Here is a 15,624-nt window from a genome sequence, read left to right as displayed (position 1 = left end):
TTCTAGTGGCCCATGCCGAGGCCGCCGTCGACGGGGATCACCGCGCCGGAGACGTACGCGGAATCGTCGGAGGCCAGGAAGCTCACCACCGCGGCGACCTCCTCGGGCTTGCCCTGCCGCTGCAGCGGGACGGCGCCGGTGATCATGTCCTTGTACTTGTCGTCGAGGACCGCGGTCATGTCGGTGTCGATGAATCCCGGGGCCACCACGTTCGCGGTGATCGACCGGGACCCGAGTTCGCGGGTCAGCGACCGCGCGATGCCGACCACACCGGCCTTCGACGCCGCGTAGTTGACCTGGCCGGGACCGCCGGCGAGCCCGACGACCGACCCGAGGAACACGAACCGGCCGAACCGTGACCGCAGCATCGACCGGGTGGCGCGCTTCGCGACGCGGAACGCGCCGGTCAGGTTGGCGTCGACGACGGAGGTGAACTGTTCCTCGGTCATCCGCATGATCAGCGTGTCGTCGGTGATGCCGGCGTTCGCGACGAGGACCTCGACCGGACCCTGGTGCGCCTCCACTTCCTTGAAGGCACGGTCGATCGACTCGGTGTCCGTGACGTCGCACTGGACGCCGAACAGACCCTCGGGCGCACCCGAACCGCGGTGCGTGACCGCGACCTTGTGCCCGTCCGCCGCGAGGCGCTGCGCGACAGCGAGGCCGATCCCGCGGTTGCCGCCGGTGACGAGCACCGACCGGGGAGTGGACACCGTCCTCACCGACGCGTCAGTAGTTTCTGGGGTAGACATGCGGATAAACCTATCTGTTCAGATGTGCAGGAGTGGAAGCGCGGGGCCGCGGTCAGCAGGGCTCTGATGCCGAGAACGCCGGCGGAACGCAGATCACGGCAGCCGTTGACGCAGGACCAGCGCGAGGATCAGCCCCGCCGTGGCGGAGAGGACACCCAGCACGAGCCACGGGCGGCTGGCGTCGCCGCGGGTGGTCTCGAACCCGATCTGCTCCTCGAGGGTGTCGTAGACGTCGCGCAGTTCCTCCAGGCTCGACGCCGTGAAGAAGCTGCCGCCGGAGAGATTCGCGATCTCCCGCAGCGACGGGTCGTCGACGGGCACCGGGATGCGTTCGTCCTCGATCTCGACCTTGCCGTAGCTGGTGCCGAACGAGATCGTCGAGATGGGAACGTCCTTGTCCTTCGCCTGCCGGGCCGCGGTGAACCCGCCGCGCGGATCGTCCGGATTCTCGGGGACCGTCTGCTTGCCGTCCGAGAGCAGCACGATGCGGGCGGGCGGCGCCTGATCACTGCCGCCGAGCACCGCGGCCAGCGTGTCGATCGACTGCAGCGATGTGAAGATCGCCTCACCGGTGGCGGTCCGCTCGCTCAGCTGCAGATTGTCGATCGCGACCTTGGTGGCCTCCCGGTTGGTGGTCGGCGATACCAGCACCGACGCGGTGCCTGCGAACGCGACGAGACCGAGGTTGATGCCGGGGGTGAGCCCGTCGGCGAACGACTTCGCGGCGTCCTGCGCGGCGGCCAGACGGGTCGGTTCCACGTCGGTCGCCTTCATCGACAACGACACGTCGATGACGAGGATCACGGTGGCCCGGTTCCGCGGAACCCGCTTGTCCTCCGTCGGGCCGGCCAGCGCCACACTGAAGAACACCAGCGCCAGCACCATCAGCAGCGCCGGGATGTGCCGGGCCCGGCCCGGCCGCGACGGCGCGACCTTCTCGAGCAACGCGTAGTTGGTGAACCGCAGGGTGTGCTTCTGCCGCTGCCGCTGTACCCACACGTATCCCGCGACCAACGCCACGACCACCAGGAGGAACAGCAACCACCACGGTGAGGTGAACTGCGAAAGACTCACCGGCGGGACCTCTGGTTCGTCGCGGTCCCGTAACTGTGTTTCCGGGCGGACACGAACCGCACCACGTCCGAGATCCAGTCCCGGTCAGTCCGCAGGCTGAGCAGCGGGGCACCGCACCCCCGCAACGACTGCTCCACCTGCAGGCGGTGCTCGTCCGCGGCGCGCGCGAAGTCGGCGCGCAGTTGCGGTGTGGTCGTGAACTCGCGGGTCCGTCCGGACTCCGGATCGTGCAGCACTACATCCCCCAGGTCGGGTAATTCCAGATCTCGCGGGTCGAGCACCTCGACACCGAGTACGTCGTGGCGCCCTGAGATGGCCCGCAGCGACCGCTCCCAGTCGATCGGTCCCAGGAAGTCACTGATCACGACGGCAAGACCGCGGCGGCGCTGCGGCCGGCGCAGCGACTCCACCGCCCCCTGCAGGTCGCCCCGCACCCCGTCCGGGGCGTGCGGGGTGGTCGCGATCTGACGCAACATCGCCTGCGCGTGGATCCGGCCGCCGCGGGCCGGGATCCGGGTGGTCTGGGCGCCGGTGGAGACGATCGCCCCGATCCGGTTGCCGCCGCCGCTGGTCAGATGCGTGACGGCGGCGGCCGCAGCCACCACCAGATCCCGCTTCTCGCACCCGGCGGTACCGAAGTCCAGGCTCGACGACAAGTCGACGACGAGCCACGTCTCCAACTCCCGGTCCGCGACCGACTGCCGGACGTGCGGGTGCGTCGTCCGGGCGGTCACCGACCAGTCCATCTGACGGACGTCGTCACCCGGCTGGTACTCGCGCGCATCACCCGGCTCCGAGCCCGGACCCGGGATCAGGCCCAGGTGGTCGCCGTGCAGCACACCGTCGAGGCGTCGGCGGACGGTCAGTTCCAGCGTCCGCAGCGCAGCGGACAGTTTGGGATCACGGAGTTCGCCGGAGCGAAACGACGGCGGCGGGCCGGAACTCTGCGCACCGGCGGTACGCGCACTCACCGTGGCTGGCTCATCGCCGTCGGTCCGGGCACCGACGTGGACGGGACAGGCGGTCCGTTGTGACCGGCGGGAGCGGCCGGGACCGTCGTCGGCTGTGCGGCGATCTGCGGCAGACCCACCGTCTGCAGCACACGGGAGATCACGTCGTCCGGGCTCACCTCGTCGGCGAGAGCGTCGTAGGACAGCACGAGACGGTGACGCAGAACGTCCGGGATCACCTCGAGCACGTCCTGCGGCACCACGTAGTCACGCCCGCGCAGCAACGCCAGCGCCCGCGCCGAGGAGATGATGCCCAGCGTCGCACGCGGTGACGCGCCGTACGCGATCCAGCCGTCGACGTCGGGGAGACCGAACTCCGCCGGCGTGCGGGTGGCCGCGATGACCCGGACCACGTAGTCGACGAGCGCATGGTGCACGAACACACCGCTCGCGACCTTCTGCAGGCGGACGAGTTCCTCGGGATCGAGAACCTGGTGCGGTTCCGGCGCATCGACACCCATCCGGTAGACGATCTCGCGCTCCTCCTCCACCGTCGGATAGTCGACGAGGATCTTGAACAGGAAGCGGTCGCGCTGCGCCTCCGGCAGCGGGTACACACCCTCGTTCTCGATCGGGTTCTGCGTCGCCATCACCAGGAACGGGTCGGGCATATGGTACCGCTTGCCGCCGATCGAGACGTGCCGCTCGGCCATCACCTCGAGCAGCGCCGACTGCACCTTCGCCGGTGCGCGGTTGATCTCGTCGGCGAGCACGAAGTTCGCGACGACCGGGCCGAGTTCGGTGTCGAACTCCTCCCGCCCCTGCCGGTAGATGCGCGTACCGATCAGGTCGGTGGGCACCAGGTCCGGGGTGAACTGGACGCGCGAGAACGACCCGCCGACCACCTTCGCGAACGTCTCGACGGCCAGGGTCTTCGCCACACCCGGCACACCCTCGAGCAGTACGTGCCCCTTCGCGAGCAGACCGACCAGGATCCGCTCCACCAGCCGGTCCTGCCCGACGATCACGCGTTTGACCTCGTAGATCGCGCGTTCCAGCGTCTGAACGTCGGCGGCGAGATTGGGCGCGACCGACTTCGTCAGCGCGGCCTGCGTGCCCGCATCCTGTGAGGGTGCCGTCGGCGCGGTGGCGTTCTGGGGACCCGATCCGTTGGACGCACCCCCGTTCTTCACACCTTCGGGAGCGGCCTTCGCGGGCGACTCCTTCCGGGCTGCACCCTCCGATACCGCATCATCACGTGAGGTCACCAAGAATCCACCGCTTTCACCTAGATCGTTCCGCCCGTTCACGTACTTGCTCAACTATTCCAGGTGCAAGCAACCCCCGCCGCAACCAAGCACGATCCGCACCGCGGACTACTTCATCGACATCATGGATCACGACACCATACGGACAGCGTAAGGGGTCATGCCGTCCCATCGCACCGGGGAGATCTTGACGACGTCCCCCGACTCGGGCGCCTCGAGCATCTGGTCGTCCCCGAGATACAGGGCGACGTGCTGGCTGGCGTTCGGGCCCCAGAAGATCATGTCGCCGCGCTGCATCTCCTCCGAGGGAACCTGCTCGCCCGCGGTGTACTGGTACCCGGTGTAGTGCGGCAGGGAGATGCCGATCCCGGCGAACGCGTAGATCATCAGACCGGAGCAGTCGAAACCGACCTTGTTGAAGTCGCCGTAACTGTCGGCGACACCGCCGTCGCGAATACCGAGGGTGGGGCCGTTCTCGTCGCCGCCGCCCCACGCGTACTCCACACCGATCTGGGACAGGCCGCGGTCGATGACGGTTTCGATGGCCTCACTACCCGTCAGGTTCTCACCGCTGGTCGACGGTTTCGACTTGGGGGTGGATTTCGGCGTGGTCGTTCCCCCGCCGGTGGCGGAGTCCTCGTCCTCCGAATCGTCCTCGATCGTGGTGTGCGCCCGCTGCCCCGCGGCGAGTTCCGCCGCGCGCTGACGTGCCGCCTCGTTGGCGGCGACCCGCGCGACAGCCTGCGTCGCGGCCTCCCGGGCCGCGGCGGCGATGGCAGCCTTCTGCGCGTCCTCGGCGCGCTTCTGCTCCTCCCACGTCGCGTACGCCTCACGCTGCCCCTGCAGCCCCGCGACGTTGCCTCGGGCGGCGTCGAGCTGGGCCTGCGCGGCCGCCCGGTTACTCTCGATCTGCGCCTTCTTGGCCGCCTGGTCCTGCAACGCCGACCGGGCGATCGCGATCGCCTGCTCGGCCAGTGACTTCTTCGACGCGGCCTGGTCGGCGGCCACGTCCGCCTGCTGCTTCGCCTCGCGCGCCGCGGAATCCTTGTTGGCCTGCGCGGTCCGGGCGCGCTGCAGGCCCTCGAGCACCGCGTTCTGGCTGGTGGCGAGGAGTTTCAGAACCTGCGCGCGGTCCAGGACGTCACCGGGCCCCTGGGCGCCCAGGTATGTCGAGATCGCGGAGACGTTGGTGCCCTGCGTGTAGCTCGACCGGGCGTACTTGTCGAAGTCCTTCTGCGCCAGTTCGATCTGTGCGCCGGCGTCGCGCAGCGCCTGCTGGGAGGCGCCGACCACACTGGCGGCCAGATCGGCGGCGCTGCGGGCGTTCTGCAGATCGACCAGCGCCCGGTTCACGTCCTCGCGCTTGATGGCGACCTCGTTGTCGAGCTGGGCGAGTTGCTGATCCGCGGAGGCGACCTGGTTGATCAGTTCGCTGACCTGCCCGAGGCCGGCCGATACCTGGGTCTGGGCCTGCGCGATGTCGGAGTCGGACGGATTCGGCGGCGGGGGCGGCACTGCGGCGGCCAGGCCGGGCGTGCTGCCGACCAGCGCGCCGACGATGCCCAGTCCGATCAGGAGGCGCACGACGCGAGCGCGCCTGCGGGAGAAGCTACGGTGCCCCACTCCAGCTCGTGCTTGTCGCTTCACAACTCTCTCCCTCGGTTCTGCACCGATCGCGCAGGCCGCGCTGTGCTCGTCGTGGGGAGAATTTGCGGCAGTCACACCTTCCGTGTTTCGGCGACACCGACGTACGCCGGAACGCCGTCACTCTGGACGTCAATCACCAGCCTGCGACACTTCTTCCCCAAGAGCGCCAAATGCACCGTACGACACTTCCGGACTCTATGGAAACTTTAGTCACAAATAACACATGAGTAATTTGACCAGCGGAAATGTCGAACTGTGAATCGTCGGCGCCATTTACGCGCATCGACGCAGGCAGCGGCCGCACACGGGCGAATCGTGAAAATGCCGCCGAGTTATCCCGGGAATTCGGAAGGCGTCAGGGCTTCTGTCGCTCGTACGTCGTGCCGGCGCCCGCGGCACCATCACCCTTTTTCGCGGCGTCGCCGTCCTTCGAGCCGGACGCCCGGCGCGACTTCGCGAAGAACGTCGCGGCCGACGCGATGACGACGATCGCCACGATGACGGCGGTGAACAGGGCCCACGGCGGTCCCGGCTCCATCACCTCGTCGACGAAGTGATTCGCGGAGACCACCGCGTCGCCGGTATACGTGCGGTCCTGACCCGACTCGAGCAGCACCCGGCTGATCGAATCGCTGTACGTGCCGACCCAGCTGGGGCTCAGCACCAGAACGGTGCCGCCCTCCTCTGCGCCGACCTCGGTCGCGAGGTCGCGTAGCTGCGAGTCGCGGCCTGGATCCTCGTCCAGCACCACGATGCTCAGCTTGATGCCGTGCTCGGCCGCGCGGTCGACGACGGCGGCGAGCTCACCGGTCTCGTCGGACGGTGCCGACACCCCGTCGTCGGACACGTCCGCGACCACGTCGGAGACGTCGATCTCTTCCGGAAGGTCCGTCGACAACGGGAGGGCCGAATGGACGGGAACCGTGACACGGGCAGGAAGTGCGGTGGCGATAGGGGCAGGCATCTCTCATCCGGGTGTGCTGTAGGAACGTAAGCCTCGCGTGAACACTACGTGAGGAGTCCCCGAAGTTCCGTTCCGTCCGGCCGCATCCCCGCCGCGGTAGTGGAGAATCGCCGGGAGTACGGGCCCGTTTCCGCCCCGAATTCTCACAGGACAAGCGTACTGTTAGACTACCGGAGGTACCGCGGTAGGGGCCGATTCCGTACATCGCTAGCTCGACAGCGCACACGGATCAGCCGTGCCCGCAGTGCCTGCAGCCGTCGACACAGCCCCGTCGGTGGCGACCCTCACATAGACGAGTGGAGCTGACGTGAGCACCAGTATTGATTCATTCGGAGCAAAGGGAACCCTCGAGGTCGGTGAGAACTCCTATGAGATCTTCCGACTCGCGGCCGTCCCCGGCACCGAGAAATTGCCTTACTCCTTGAAGGTTCTCGCCGAGAACCTTCTCCGCACCGAAGACGGAGCCAACATCACCGCGGATCACATCCGCGCAATTGCAGGCTGGGATCCCTCGGCTCAGCCGAGCATCGAAATCCAGTTCACGCCGGCTCGCGTGATCATGCAGGACTTCACCGGCGTTCCTTGCGTCGTCGACCTCGCCACCATGCGTGAGGCTGTCACCACCCTCGGCGGCGACCCCAACAAGGTCAACCCGCTCTCCCCCGCCGACATGGTCATCGACCACTCGGTCATTCTCGACATCTTCGGCCAGGCCGATGCACTCGAGCGCAACGTCGACCTCGAATACGAGCGCAACGGCGAGCGTTACCAGTTCCTCCGCTGGGGCCAAGGCGCATTCGACGACTTCAAGGTCGTCCCCCCGGGAATGGGCATCGTTCACCAGGTCAACATCGAATACCTGGCACCGACCGTCATGGCCCGTAACGGCCAGGCATACCCCGACACCTGTGTCGGCACCGACTCGCACACCACCATGGTCAACGGCCTGGGCGTGCTGGGCTGGGGCGTCGGCGGCATCGAGGCCGAGGCAGCCATGCTCGGCCAGCCGGTCTCCATGCTCATCCCCCGCGTTGTCGGCTTCAAGCTCTCCGGTGAGATCAAGCCCGGCGTCACCGCGACCGACGTCGTGCTCACCGCCACCGAGATGCTCCGCAAGCACGGCGTGGTCGGTAAGTTCGTCGAGTTCTACGGCAAGGGTGTTGCCGAGGTTCCGCTCGCGAACCGCGCAACCCTGGGCAACATGAGCCCCGAATTCGGTTCCACCGCAGCGATCTTCCCGATCGACAGCGAGACGATCGACTACCTGCGCCTCACCGGCCGCAGCGACGAGCAGCTCGCCCTCGTCGAGGCCTACGCCAAGGAACAGGGCCTGTGGCACGATCCCGACAAGGAGCCCGTCTTCTCCGAGTACATCGAGCTCGATCTGGGAACCGTTGTTCCCTCGATCGCCGGCCCGAAGCGCCCTCAGGACCGAATCCTGTTGTCGGAGTCGAAGACCGCGTTCCGCAAGGACATCCACAACTACGTGGAAGAGAACTATCCGACCGAGCACACTCAGCTCGACGAGGCCGTCGAGGAATCCTTCCCGGCGTCCGATCCCGCAGTTCTGTCGTTTGCCGATGACGGAGCAGTCGACGTTCACTCCGCCGCCAACGGCGCAGAAGGCCGCCCGAGCAAGCCGGTTGTCGTCAAGTCCGACGCAGGCGAGTTCGTTCTCGATCACGGCGCCGTCGTCGTTGCCGGCATCACGTCCTGCACCAACACGTCCAACCCGTCGGTCATGCTCGGCGCTGCGCTGCTTGCGCGTAATGCCGTCGAGAAGGGCCTCGCCACCAAGCCGTGGGTCAAGACCAACATGGCACCCGGTTCACAGGTTGTCACCGACTACTACGAGAAGGCCGGCCTCTGGCCGTACCTCGAGAAGCTCGGCTACTACCTCGGCGGCTACGGATGCACCACGTGCATCGGCAACACCGGCCCGCTGCCCGAGGCAGTCTCCAAGGCCATCAACGACAACGACCTGTCGGTGACCGCGGTGCTCTCGGGCAACCGCAACTTCGAGGGACGCATCTCCCCCGACGTCAAGATGAACTACCTGGCCTCCCCGCCGCTCGTCATCGCCTACGGCCTTGCGGGAACCATGGACTTCGACTTCGAAACCGACTCGCTCGGCGACGACAGCGATGGCAACCCCGTGTTCCTGAAGGACATCTGGCCGTCCACACAGGAGATCGAAGAGACCATCAAGACGGCGATCAGCCAGGACATGTTCCGCAAGTCCTACGCAACGATCTTCGCGGGCGACAGCCGCTGGCAGAACCTCTCGACCCCTGAGGGTGACACCTTCGAGTGGGACGAGAACTCGACCTACGTCCGCAAGGCTCCGTACTTCGACGGCATGCCGAAGGATCCGGCTCCGGTCAAGGACATCAAGGGCGCTCGCGTCCTCGCCCTGCTCGGCGACTCGGTCACCACCGACCACATCAGCCCGGCAGGTCCGATCAAGTCCGGCACCCCCGCCGCGCAGTACCTCGATTCCCATGGCGTCGAGCGCAAGGACTACAACTCGCTCGGCTCGCGTCGCGGCAACCACGAGGTGATGATCCGCGGAACGTTCGCGAACATCCGTCTGCGCAACCAGCTCCTCGACGAGGTCTCCGGTGGCTACACCCGCGACTTCACCCAGGACGGCGGCCCGCAGGCCTTCATCTACGACGCGTCGCAGAACTACCAGGCAGCCGGCATCCCGCTGGTCGTCCTGGGCGGCAAGGAGTACGGCTCCGGATCGTCGCGTGACTGGGCCGCCAAGGGCACCAGCCTCCTCGGCGTCAAGGCCGTCATCACCGAGTCGTTCGAGCGCATCCACCGCTCCAACCTCATCGGCATGGGCGTCGTTCCGCTGCAGTTCCCGGTCGACGAGTCGGCTGCGTCGCTGAAGCTCGACGGCACCGAGACCTTCGACATCGAAGGCGTCGAGAAGCTCAACGAGGGCGTCACCCCGAAGACCATGAAGGTCACGGCAACGCGCGAGAACGGCGAGAAGGTCGTGTTCGACGCAGTCGTACGCATCGATACCCCCGGTGAAGCGGATTACTACCGCAACGGCGGCATCCTGCAGTACGTGCTCCGCAACATGATCAAGGGCTAGGCGCTCTAGGCGCTCCGCGCCTGTGCGTGTTTCCGGCCTGAACAGGCACTGAGCGCGCACGACCACTTCGAGCGGATCTCACCGTCCCGAATGACTGGTCGTGCGCGCTCAGTGCTTGAGGTCACCTTTTCTCGCGAAGGGCCGACAACATTGCACAGGCCGACGAAGGAGGCACTTTGCCCAAGGTCAGTGAAGACCATCTCGCGGCCCGGCGCAGTCAGATCCTGGACGGCGCCCGCCGATGCTTTGCAGAATACGGTTACGACGGCGCCACCGTCCGCCGGCTCGAGGAAGTGACCGGACTGTCACGCGGGGCGATCTTCCATCACTTCAAGGACAAGGACGGGTTGTTCCTGGCGCTCGCCCACGAGGACGCGACCAGGATGGCCGACGTGGTCGCCCACGAGGGTCTCGTCCAGGTGATGCGGGACATGCTCGCCCAGCCCGACCAGTTCGACTGGCTGGGAACCCGACTCGAAATCGCCCGGCGGCTGCGGAACGATCCCGACTTCCGCAGAAGCTGGTCGCAACGGTCGGCGGAACTGACCGAGGCGACCATGGCACGCCTCGCGCGGCAGAAGTCGGCCGGCCGCCTCCGCGACGACGTGCCGACCGACGTCCTCATCGGCTACCTGGACCTCGTGCTCGACGGCCTCGTCGCGCGCATCGCCTCCGGGCACGCCGGTGAGAACCTGTCGGCCGTGCTCGATCTCGTCGAGGAATCCGTCCGACGCCGCGACTGACACGGCACTCCCTCACCGACGCCGGTCAGGTCCTACGACGGTGAGCTCCGCCTCGTCCGCGGAGCTCCACCTCGGACTCCGCGAGAATGTTGCGGACGAATCCGTACGATCGCCCCATTTCCCGGGCGAGGGAACGAATACTCGCCCCGGCCTGATAGCGCTGTTTCAGCTCCGCCTGCAGATCGGCACGCGACGGTCCCGTGATCCGAGCGCTCTTGGCGAAGACCCCGATGTCAGCCATGAACTCCTCCAGTCGGCGAGCGACGGTGGTTTCCACGGTAGAGCGGAGCGACCGCGATATCTACGCGCCGGCTCAGGCGAGCTGAATCAGTTCCAGGTAGTCCTGCGACCAGTGGTCCTCGGTGCCGTCGGGCAGGAGGATGACCCGCTCCGGGTCGAGCGCCTCGGCGGCACCCGGGTCGTGGGTCACCAGCACGACGGCACCGGTGTAACTGCGGAGCGCGTCGAGCACCTGTTCGCGGGAAACGGGGTCGAGGTTGTTCGTCGGCTCGTCGAGCAGCAGGACGTTCGCCGCCGACGACACGAGCCCCGCGAGCGCGAGGCGGGTCTTCTCTCCGCCGGACAGTGTGCCCGCCGGCTGCTCGAGCTGCGGGCCGGTGAACATGAACGCACCGAGCAGCGAACGCAGCTCCTGCTCCCCCGTGTCCGGCGCCGCGTGGCGAATGTTCTCCCACACCGACGCGTTGTCGTCGAGGGTGTCGTGTTCCTGCGCGAAGTAGCCGATCTTCAGTCCGTGGCCGGGGACGAGTCCACCGGCGTCGGGGGTCTCGACGCCGCCGAGGATGCGCAGCAGCGTCGTCTTACCCGCACCGTTGAGGCCGAGCACGACGACGCGTGACCCACGGTCGATCGCGAGGTCCACTCCGGTGAAGATCTCGAGCGACCCGTAGACCTTGGTCAGGTTCTCCGCCATCAGCGGAGTCTTGCCGCACGCGGCCGGCTCGGGGAACCGGATCCGGGCCACCTTGTCGGACACGCGTTCCGCGTCGAGGTCCGACATCAGCTTGTCGGCGCGCTTCGCCATGTTCTGCGCCGCCACGGCCTTGGTGGCCTTCGCGCCGAGCTTCGCGGCCTGCGCGCGGAGCGCTCCGGCCTTCTTCTCCGCGTTCGCGCGCTCACGCCGGCGACGCTGCTCGTCGGTCGCGCGGGCGTCGAGGTACTTCTTCCAGCTCATGTTGTACACGTCGGCTTCGCCGCGTACGGCGTCGAGGAACCACACCCGGTTCACGACGTCGTTGAGCAGATCGACGTCGTGGCTGATCACGATCAGACCACCCTCGTGGTTCTGCAGGAATCCCCGCAGCCACGTGATCGAGTCGGCGTCGAGGTGGTTAGTGGGCTCGTCGAGCAGCAGGGTCGTGTCCGACCGTCCGCCGCTGCCGTCCGACGCGGCGAACAGGATGCGCGCCAGTTCGACTCGGCGGCGCTGACCACCGGACAGGGTGTGCAGTTGCTGACCGAGGATGCGGTCGGCCAGTCCGAGGCTGTTGCAGATGCGTGCCGCCTCGCTCTCGGCTTCGTACCCGCCGAGGGCGGAGAACCGGTCTTCGAGGTTGCCGTACTTGCGGACCGCCTTGTCGCGTTCGGCGTCGTCCACGACCTCCGACATCAGGATCTGCTGCTTCTCCATGTCCCGCAGCAGCGAGTCGAGACCGCGCGCGGACAACACCCGGTCCTTCGCGAGGACGTCGAGGTCGCCTTCCTTCGGGTCCTGCGGGAGGTACCCGAGGTCGCCGGTGCGTACGACGGCTCCCGCGTACGGCTCCCCCTCCCCCGCGAGGATGCGGAGGGTGGTCGTCTTGCCGGCACCGTTACGGCCGACCAGCCCGATGCGGTCGCCGGGCTGCACCCGCAAAGCCGGCCCGGGAGCAGACAGCAACGTCCGCACTCCAGCTCGAACTTCCAGGTCGGTAGCGGTGATCAACAAGAACTCCTAGGAATATGACACAGGCGCTTAATGAGAGAAACTGCGCAAAGAACACACGAACCAGCAATTTTACCCGACTGCCGCCCACTCGGAACACGCCCGTCAGTGATTCCGCTAACGTTCGCCGCCGTATCCGATCCCCCGGCGACCTCCGCCCCGGCCTTCGCTGCTGGACGGAACGTGAAAAATGCTGTCTGGACCAGTGCACGGTGGTGAGTTCGGTTGGTTCGATGGTGAGCTGCCCAATCTAGAATTCTGGAAACTGCAGCGTTCCGTCACGGTCCGACTATGGAATCGGGTCGCATGGCGGCGGAAAACTCGGCAGCCGTGACAGGCTGGCGGCGTGACAGCCACTTCCCGTCCGCCGATCTGGGACGTCGCGATCGTCGGCCTCGGCCCCGCCGGCCGCGCCCTCGCCCACCGGGCCACCGCCCTCGGTTCGGCAGTCGTATCGGTCGATCCGCTCCCCCGTCGGTCGTGGACCGCGACGTACGCCGCCTGGGAAGACGAACTCCCCGACTGGCTCCCGCGGGATGCCGTCGCGACGAGAACCGACCGCCCGGCAGCGTGGACAATGCGCCGCCACACTATCGATCGCACCTACTGCGTTTTGAATACACCTAGGCTGCAATCAATACTCGGTGACAATTGCGGAACTGTTATCGCAGGTAGAGCGATGGACATCTCCCCCACCTCCGTCCGACTGGACGACGGTTCGACGCTGAACGCTCACGCCGTCGTCGATGCCCGGGGTACGGGCGACAGCCCCGACCTCGCCCAGCAGACGGCGTACGGCGTCGTAGTGGACCCCGGCACGGCCGCGCACGCACTGGGCGGCGAGGCCGCGGTGTTCATGGATTGGCGCCGCGACAACGGCACGTCATCCATGGACGCGCCGTCCTTCCTCTACGGGGTCCCGCTCACCCGGGACCGGTTCCTGCTCGAGGAGACCTGCCTCGTCGGCCGGCCCCCACTCCCGATCTCCGAACTCGCCACCAGACTCCACGACCGGCTCCGGGCGCGCGGCATCACCGTGCCGTCCCATTCGGACGTCGAGCGCGTGAGGTTCGCCGTGGAGCCACCACCCGAGGCCGGTCGTTCCCACAGCTCGGACCAGGTGCGCTTCGGAGCCCGCGCCGGGCTGATGCACCCCGGCACCGGCTACAGCGTCGCCGCGTCACTTCTGTACGCAGATGCCCTGGCCCGGGACCTTCGTGACGGCTCGAACGCGCGACTGTGGCCGTGGAAGGCTCGCGCCGTCGCGTCACTGCGATCGATCGGTTTGCGCGTCCTTTTGGATCTGGGGCCCGAGCACGTCCCCGAATTCTTCGGGCATTTCTTCGATCTGCCGCCGCAACTGCAGGCCGCATATCTGTCCGAACGGTCGAATCCGCGTGGAACACTGTCGGCAATGGGCCGGATGTTTCTCGCATCCTCCGGCGATATCCGCGGTGTGATTCTCCGTTCCACGCTTCGCCGGGAAGTTCGATGAACTGTCGCGCGAACGCGAAAAGGAGACCATCATGGAACGCATGCGGTCGATATGGAAGGGCTCGATAGCGTTCGGACTCGTGAACGTGCCGGTCAAGGTCTATTCGGCAACCGAAGATCACGACATCAGATTTCACCAGGTCCATGCCAAGGACGGCGGCCGGATCAAATACAACCGCGTGTGCTCCGAATGCGGCAACGTCGTCCAATACGCCGATATCGACAAGGCCTACGACTCCGATGACGGCGTCCGAGTGGTGTTGACCGACGACGATTTCGGCAAGTTACCCGCCGCCGAGAAACACGAGATTCCCGTTCTGCAGTTCGTGCCGACCGAACAGATCGACCCCATTCTGTTCGAGAAGAGTTACTTCCTCGAACCGGATTCCAGCTCTCCGAAGGCCTATGTCCTACTCGCCACGGCCCTCGAGAACAGCGACCGCACCGCTCTCGTCCACTTCACGCTCCGCCAGCGCACCCGACTGGCCGCGATGCGCTCGCGAGACGGAGTGCTGGTGATCCAGACTCTGCTGTGGCCGGACGAGGTACGCGCGGCCGAGTTCTCCTCACTCGACGACGTGGACAAGCCGAAGGCGAAGGAACTCGCGATGGCCGAGACCCTCGTCGACAGCATGGCCGACGACTTCGACCCCACCGAATTCACCGACGACTACCAGGTGCAGTTGCGTGAACTGCTCGACGAGATGATCGAGTCGGGCGGCAAGAAGGTCATTCCCGTCGCCGAGGTCGAGAAGAGCGGCGAGGACGCCGAAGTGGTGGATCTCGTCGCCGCACTGCAGCGCAGCGTCGATGCCGCGGGGAAGAAGGCCGCACCCGCCAAGAAGACGCCGGCGAAGAAGGCCCCGGCCAAGACCGCGGCGAAGAAGGCCACAGCGAAGTCGTCCACCTCGGAACGCAAACGCGCCTGAATCGACGACAGGGCGCGGCCGGACGGACCCGGAACTCCTCAGATCCGGCGGATCACCGATACCACCTTGCCCAGGACGACTGCGTCGTCGCCGTCAATCGCGGTGTAGGCCGGATTACGGGGCTCGAGGGAGACATGGCCACCGCCTCCGAAAGGTGCACACCTCGCTCACGGCGGCACCCCGACGTTTCCGCACCGCACCCGCCACCCTCGCCCGCGACTTCGGCGCCGCGCTGCCGCGGGCGCTGCGCGGTCTGATCTCGCGAACACCGTTGCGGGCGCTGACCATGCCCACGCCACGGGTCAACCTGATCATCTCCCACGCCGCCGGCCCTGCTCAGCCGCTCTATACCGCGGGCATCGAGGTGACCGGGAACTTTCCCGTCTCCGCCGTCAGCGACGTGGCCGGCGACATCACCGTCGCCGCCATGTCCTACGGCCGGCACCTCGACGTCGGCATCATCGCCTGCCGAAACCTCGTCCCCGATGTGTGGGACGTGACCGAGCAGCTGCACCAGGCCCTCTCCGAACTGACCGCGTGCACCCGCAACGTCGAAAACCTGCGCCCCGGCCGTCCCCCGGTATCGAGGTAACCGCTCTCGTCATCGGCGCCACCATACCGACCCGAACATGTAGAAAGTCACAGCTCTACCCGGACACGATCTCGCGTGGAGGCCGCCCTGTAGAGCGGATCCTCCACCACGACACGTCACCATATGTGTTACTGGGAACCGTTGCCAGCCGGGGAAT

At 66.8% G+C, this 15,624-nt stretch carries 13 protein-coding genes and 1 pseudogene; 5 read left to right on the top strand and 9 right to left on the bottom strand.

Features of this window, described 5'->3' with window-relative positions; translation table 11 throughout:
* Positions 1–2: 2 nt before the first annotated feature.
* From fabG1 to JWS14_RS37755, 6 genes are all read right to left on the bottom strand, one after another.
* A complete protein-coding gene (fabG1, locus tag JWS14_RS37780) occupies positions 3–752 on the bottom strand; it encodes a 3-oxoacyl-ACP reductase FabG1 (RefSeq protein ID WP_072942052.1) in 750 nt (249 codons plus the stop codon).
* 93 nt (positions 753–845) lie between these two features.
* Positions 846–1,826 (bottom strand): VWA domain-containing protein, encoded by a 981-nt coding sequence (locus tag JWS14_RS37775; protein ID WP_095860600.1) that lies wholly within the window; start codon positions 1,824–1,826, stop codon positions 846–848.
* Positions 1,823–2,797 (bottom strand): DUF58 domain-containing protein, encoded by a 975-nt coding sequence (locus JWS14_RS37770; protein ID WP_095860601.1) that lies wholly within the window; start codon positions 2,795–2,797, stop codon positions 1,823–1,825. The genes JWS14_RS37775 and JWS14_RS37770 overlap by 4 nt, the downstream gene beginning before the upstream one ends.
* On the bottom strand, positions 2,794–3,969 hold the full coding sequence (locus JWS14_RS37765) for an AAA family ATPase (RefSeq protein WP_095861037.1): 1,176 nt from the start codon (positions 3,967–3,969) through the stop codon (positions 2,794–2,796). Before JWS14_RS37765 ends, JWS14_RS37770 begins: the two co-directional genes overlap by 4 nt.
* 204 nt (positions 3,970–4,173) lie before the next feature.
* Positions 4,174–5,667, bottom strand: a complete 1,494-nt coding sequence (locus JWS14_RS37760) for an NlpC/P60 family protein (protein WP_206016262.1) — start codon at positions 5,665–5,667, stop codon at positions 4,174–4,176.
* 379 nt (positions 5,668–6,046) lie between these two features.
* Positions 6,047–6,655 carry an Rv1476 family membrane protein gene (locus tag JWS14_RS37755; RefSeq protein ID WP_206015437.1) on the bottom strand — a complete coding sequence of 203 codons (609 nt, stop codon included), beginning with the start codon at positions 6,653–6,655 and terminating at the stop codon, positions 6,047–6,049.
* A gap of 307 nt (positions 6,656–6,962) precedes the next feature.
* Here JWS14_RS37755 and acnA point away from each other — a divergent pair, with 307 nt between their 5' ends.
* Both acnA and JWS14_RS37745 read left to right on the top strand, forming a co-directional pair.
* Positions 6,963–9,764, top strand: coding sequence for an aconitate hydratase AcnA (gene acnA, locus JWS14_RS37750; protein WP_206015436.1), 2,802 nt, complete (start codon positions 6,963–6,965; stop codon positions 9,762–9,764).
* A gap of 176 nt (positions 9,765–9,940) precedes the next feature.
* A complete protein-coding gene (locus JWS14_RS37745) occupies positions 9,941–10,507 on the top strand; it encodes a TetR/AcrR family transcriptional regulator (RefSeq protein WP_206015435.1) in 567 nt (188 codons plus the stop codon).
* 25 nt (positions 10,508–10,532) lie between these two features.
* On the opposite strand, the gene JWS14_RS37740 is transcribed toward JWS14_RS37745, so the two are convergent.
* Entirely contained in the window at positions 10,533–10,748 is a 216-nt protein-coding gene (locus JWS14_RS37740) for a helix-turn-helix domain-containing protein (protein ID WP_179377512.1), read from the bottom strand.
* Positions 10,749–10,820: 72 nt separating this feature from the next.
* A complete protein-coding gene (locus tag JWS14_RS37735; protein WP_072942064.1) occupies positions 10,821–12,452 on the bottom strand; it encodes an ABC-F family ATP-binding cassette domain-containing protein in 1,632 nt (543 codons plus the stop codon).
* A 346-nt stretch (positions 12,453–12,798) separates the two neighbouring features.
* Here JWS14_RS37735 and JWS14_RS37730 point away from each other — a divergent pair, with 346 nt between their 5' ends.
* Entirely contained in the window at positions 12,799–13,947 is a 1,149-nt protein-coding gene (locus JWS14_RS37730) for a lycopene cyclase family protein (protein ID WP_206015434.1), read from the top strand.
* A gap of 40 nt (positions 13,948–13,987) precedes the next feature.
* Positions 13,988–14,875, top strand: a complete 888-nt coding sequence (gene ku, locus JWS14_RS37725; RefSeq protein ID WP_452589427.1) for a non-homologous end joining protein Ku — start codon at positions 13,988–13,990, stop codon at positions 14,873–14,875.
* Positions 14,876–14,913: 38 nt separating this feature from the next.
* Here ku and JWS14_RS50340 read toward each other — a convergent pair.
* A pseudogene (locus JWS14_RS50340) lies at positions 14,914–15,015 on the bottom strand (transcriptional repressor LexA); the annotation flags it as partial.
* A 14-nt stretch (positions 15,016–15,029) separates the two neighbouring features.
* Between JWS14_RS50340 and JWS14_RS37720 the strand changes: the two are divergent.
* Positions 15,030–15,467, top strand: coding sequence for a WS/DGAT domain-containing protein (locus JWS14_RS37720; RefSeq protein ID WP_241031566.1), 438 nt, complete (start codon positions 15,030–15,032; stop codon positions 15,465–15,467).
* The last annotated feature ends 157 nt before the right edge of the window (positions 15,468–15,624 follow it).

Source organism: Rhodococcus koreensis (genome assembly GCF_017068375.1).
GTDB classification, from domain to species: Bacteria; Actinomycetota; Actinomycetes; order Mycobacteriales; family Mycobacteriaceae; genus Rhodococcus_F; species Rhodococcus_F koreensis.
Note: the sequence above shows the minus strand (reverse complement) of the source record. Positions and strands in the feature narration are given on the sequence as shown.

Excerpts from the sequence above, each read along its gene's own strand:
- JWS14_RS37755 (WP_206015437.1), bottom strand. The coding sequence starts at position 6,655 with ATGCCTGCCCCTATCGCCACCGCACTTCCTGCCCGTGTCACGGTTCCC.
- JWS14_RS37740 (WP_179377512.1), bottom strand. The coding sequence starts at position 10,748 with ATGGCTGACATCGGGGTCTTCGCCAAGAGCGCTCGGATCACGGGACCG.
- fabG1 (WP_072942052.1), bottom strand. The coding sequence starts at position 752 with ATGTCTACCCCAGAAACTACTGACGCGTCGGTGAGGACGGTGTCCACT.
- ku (WP_452589427.1), top strand. The coding sequence starts at position 13,988 with ATGCGGTCGATATGGAAGGGCTCGATAGCGTTCGGACTCGTGAACGTG.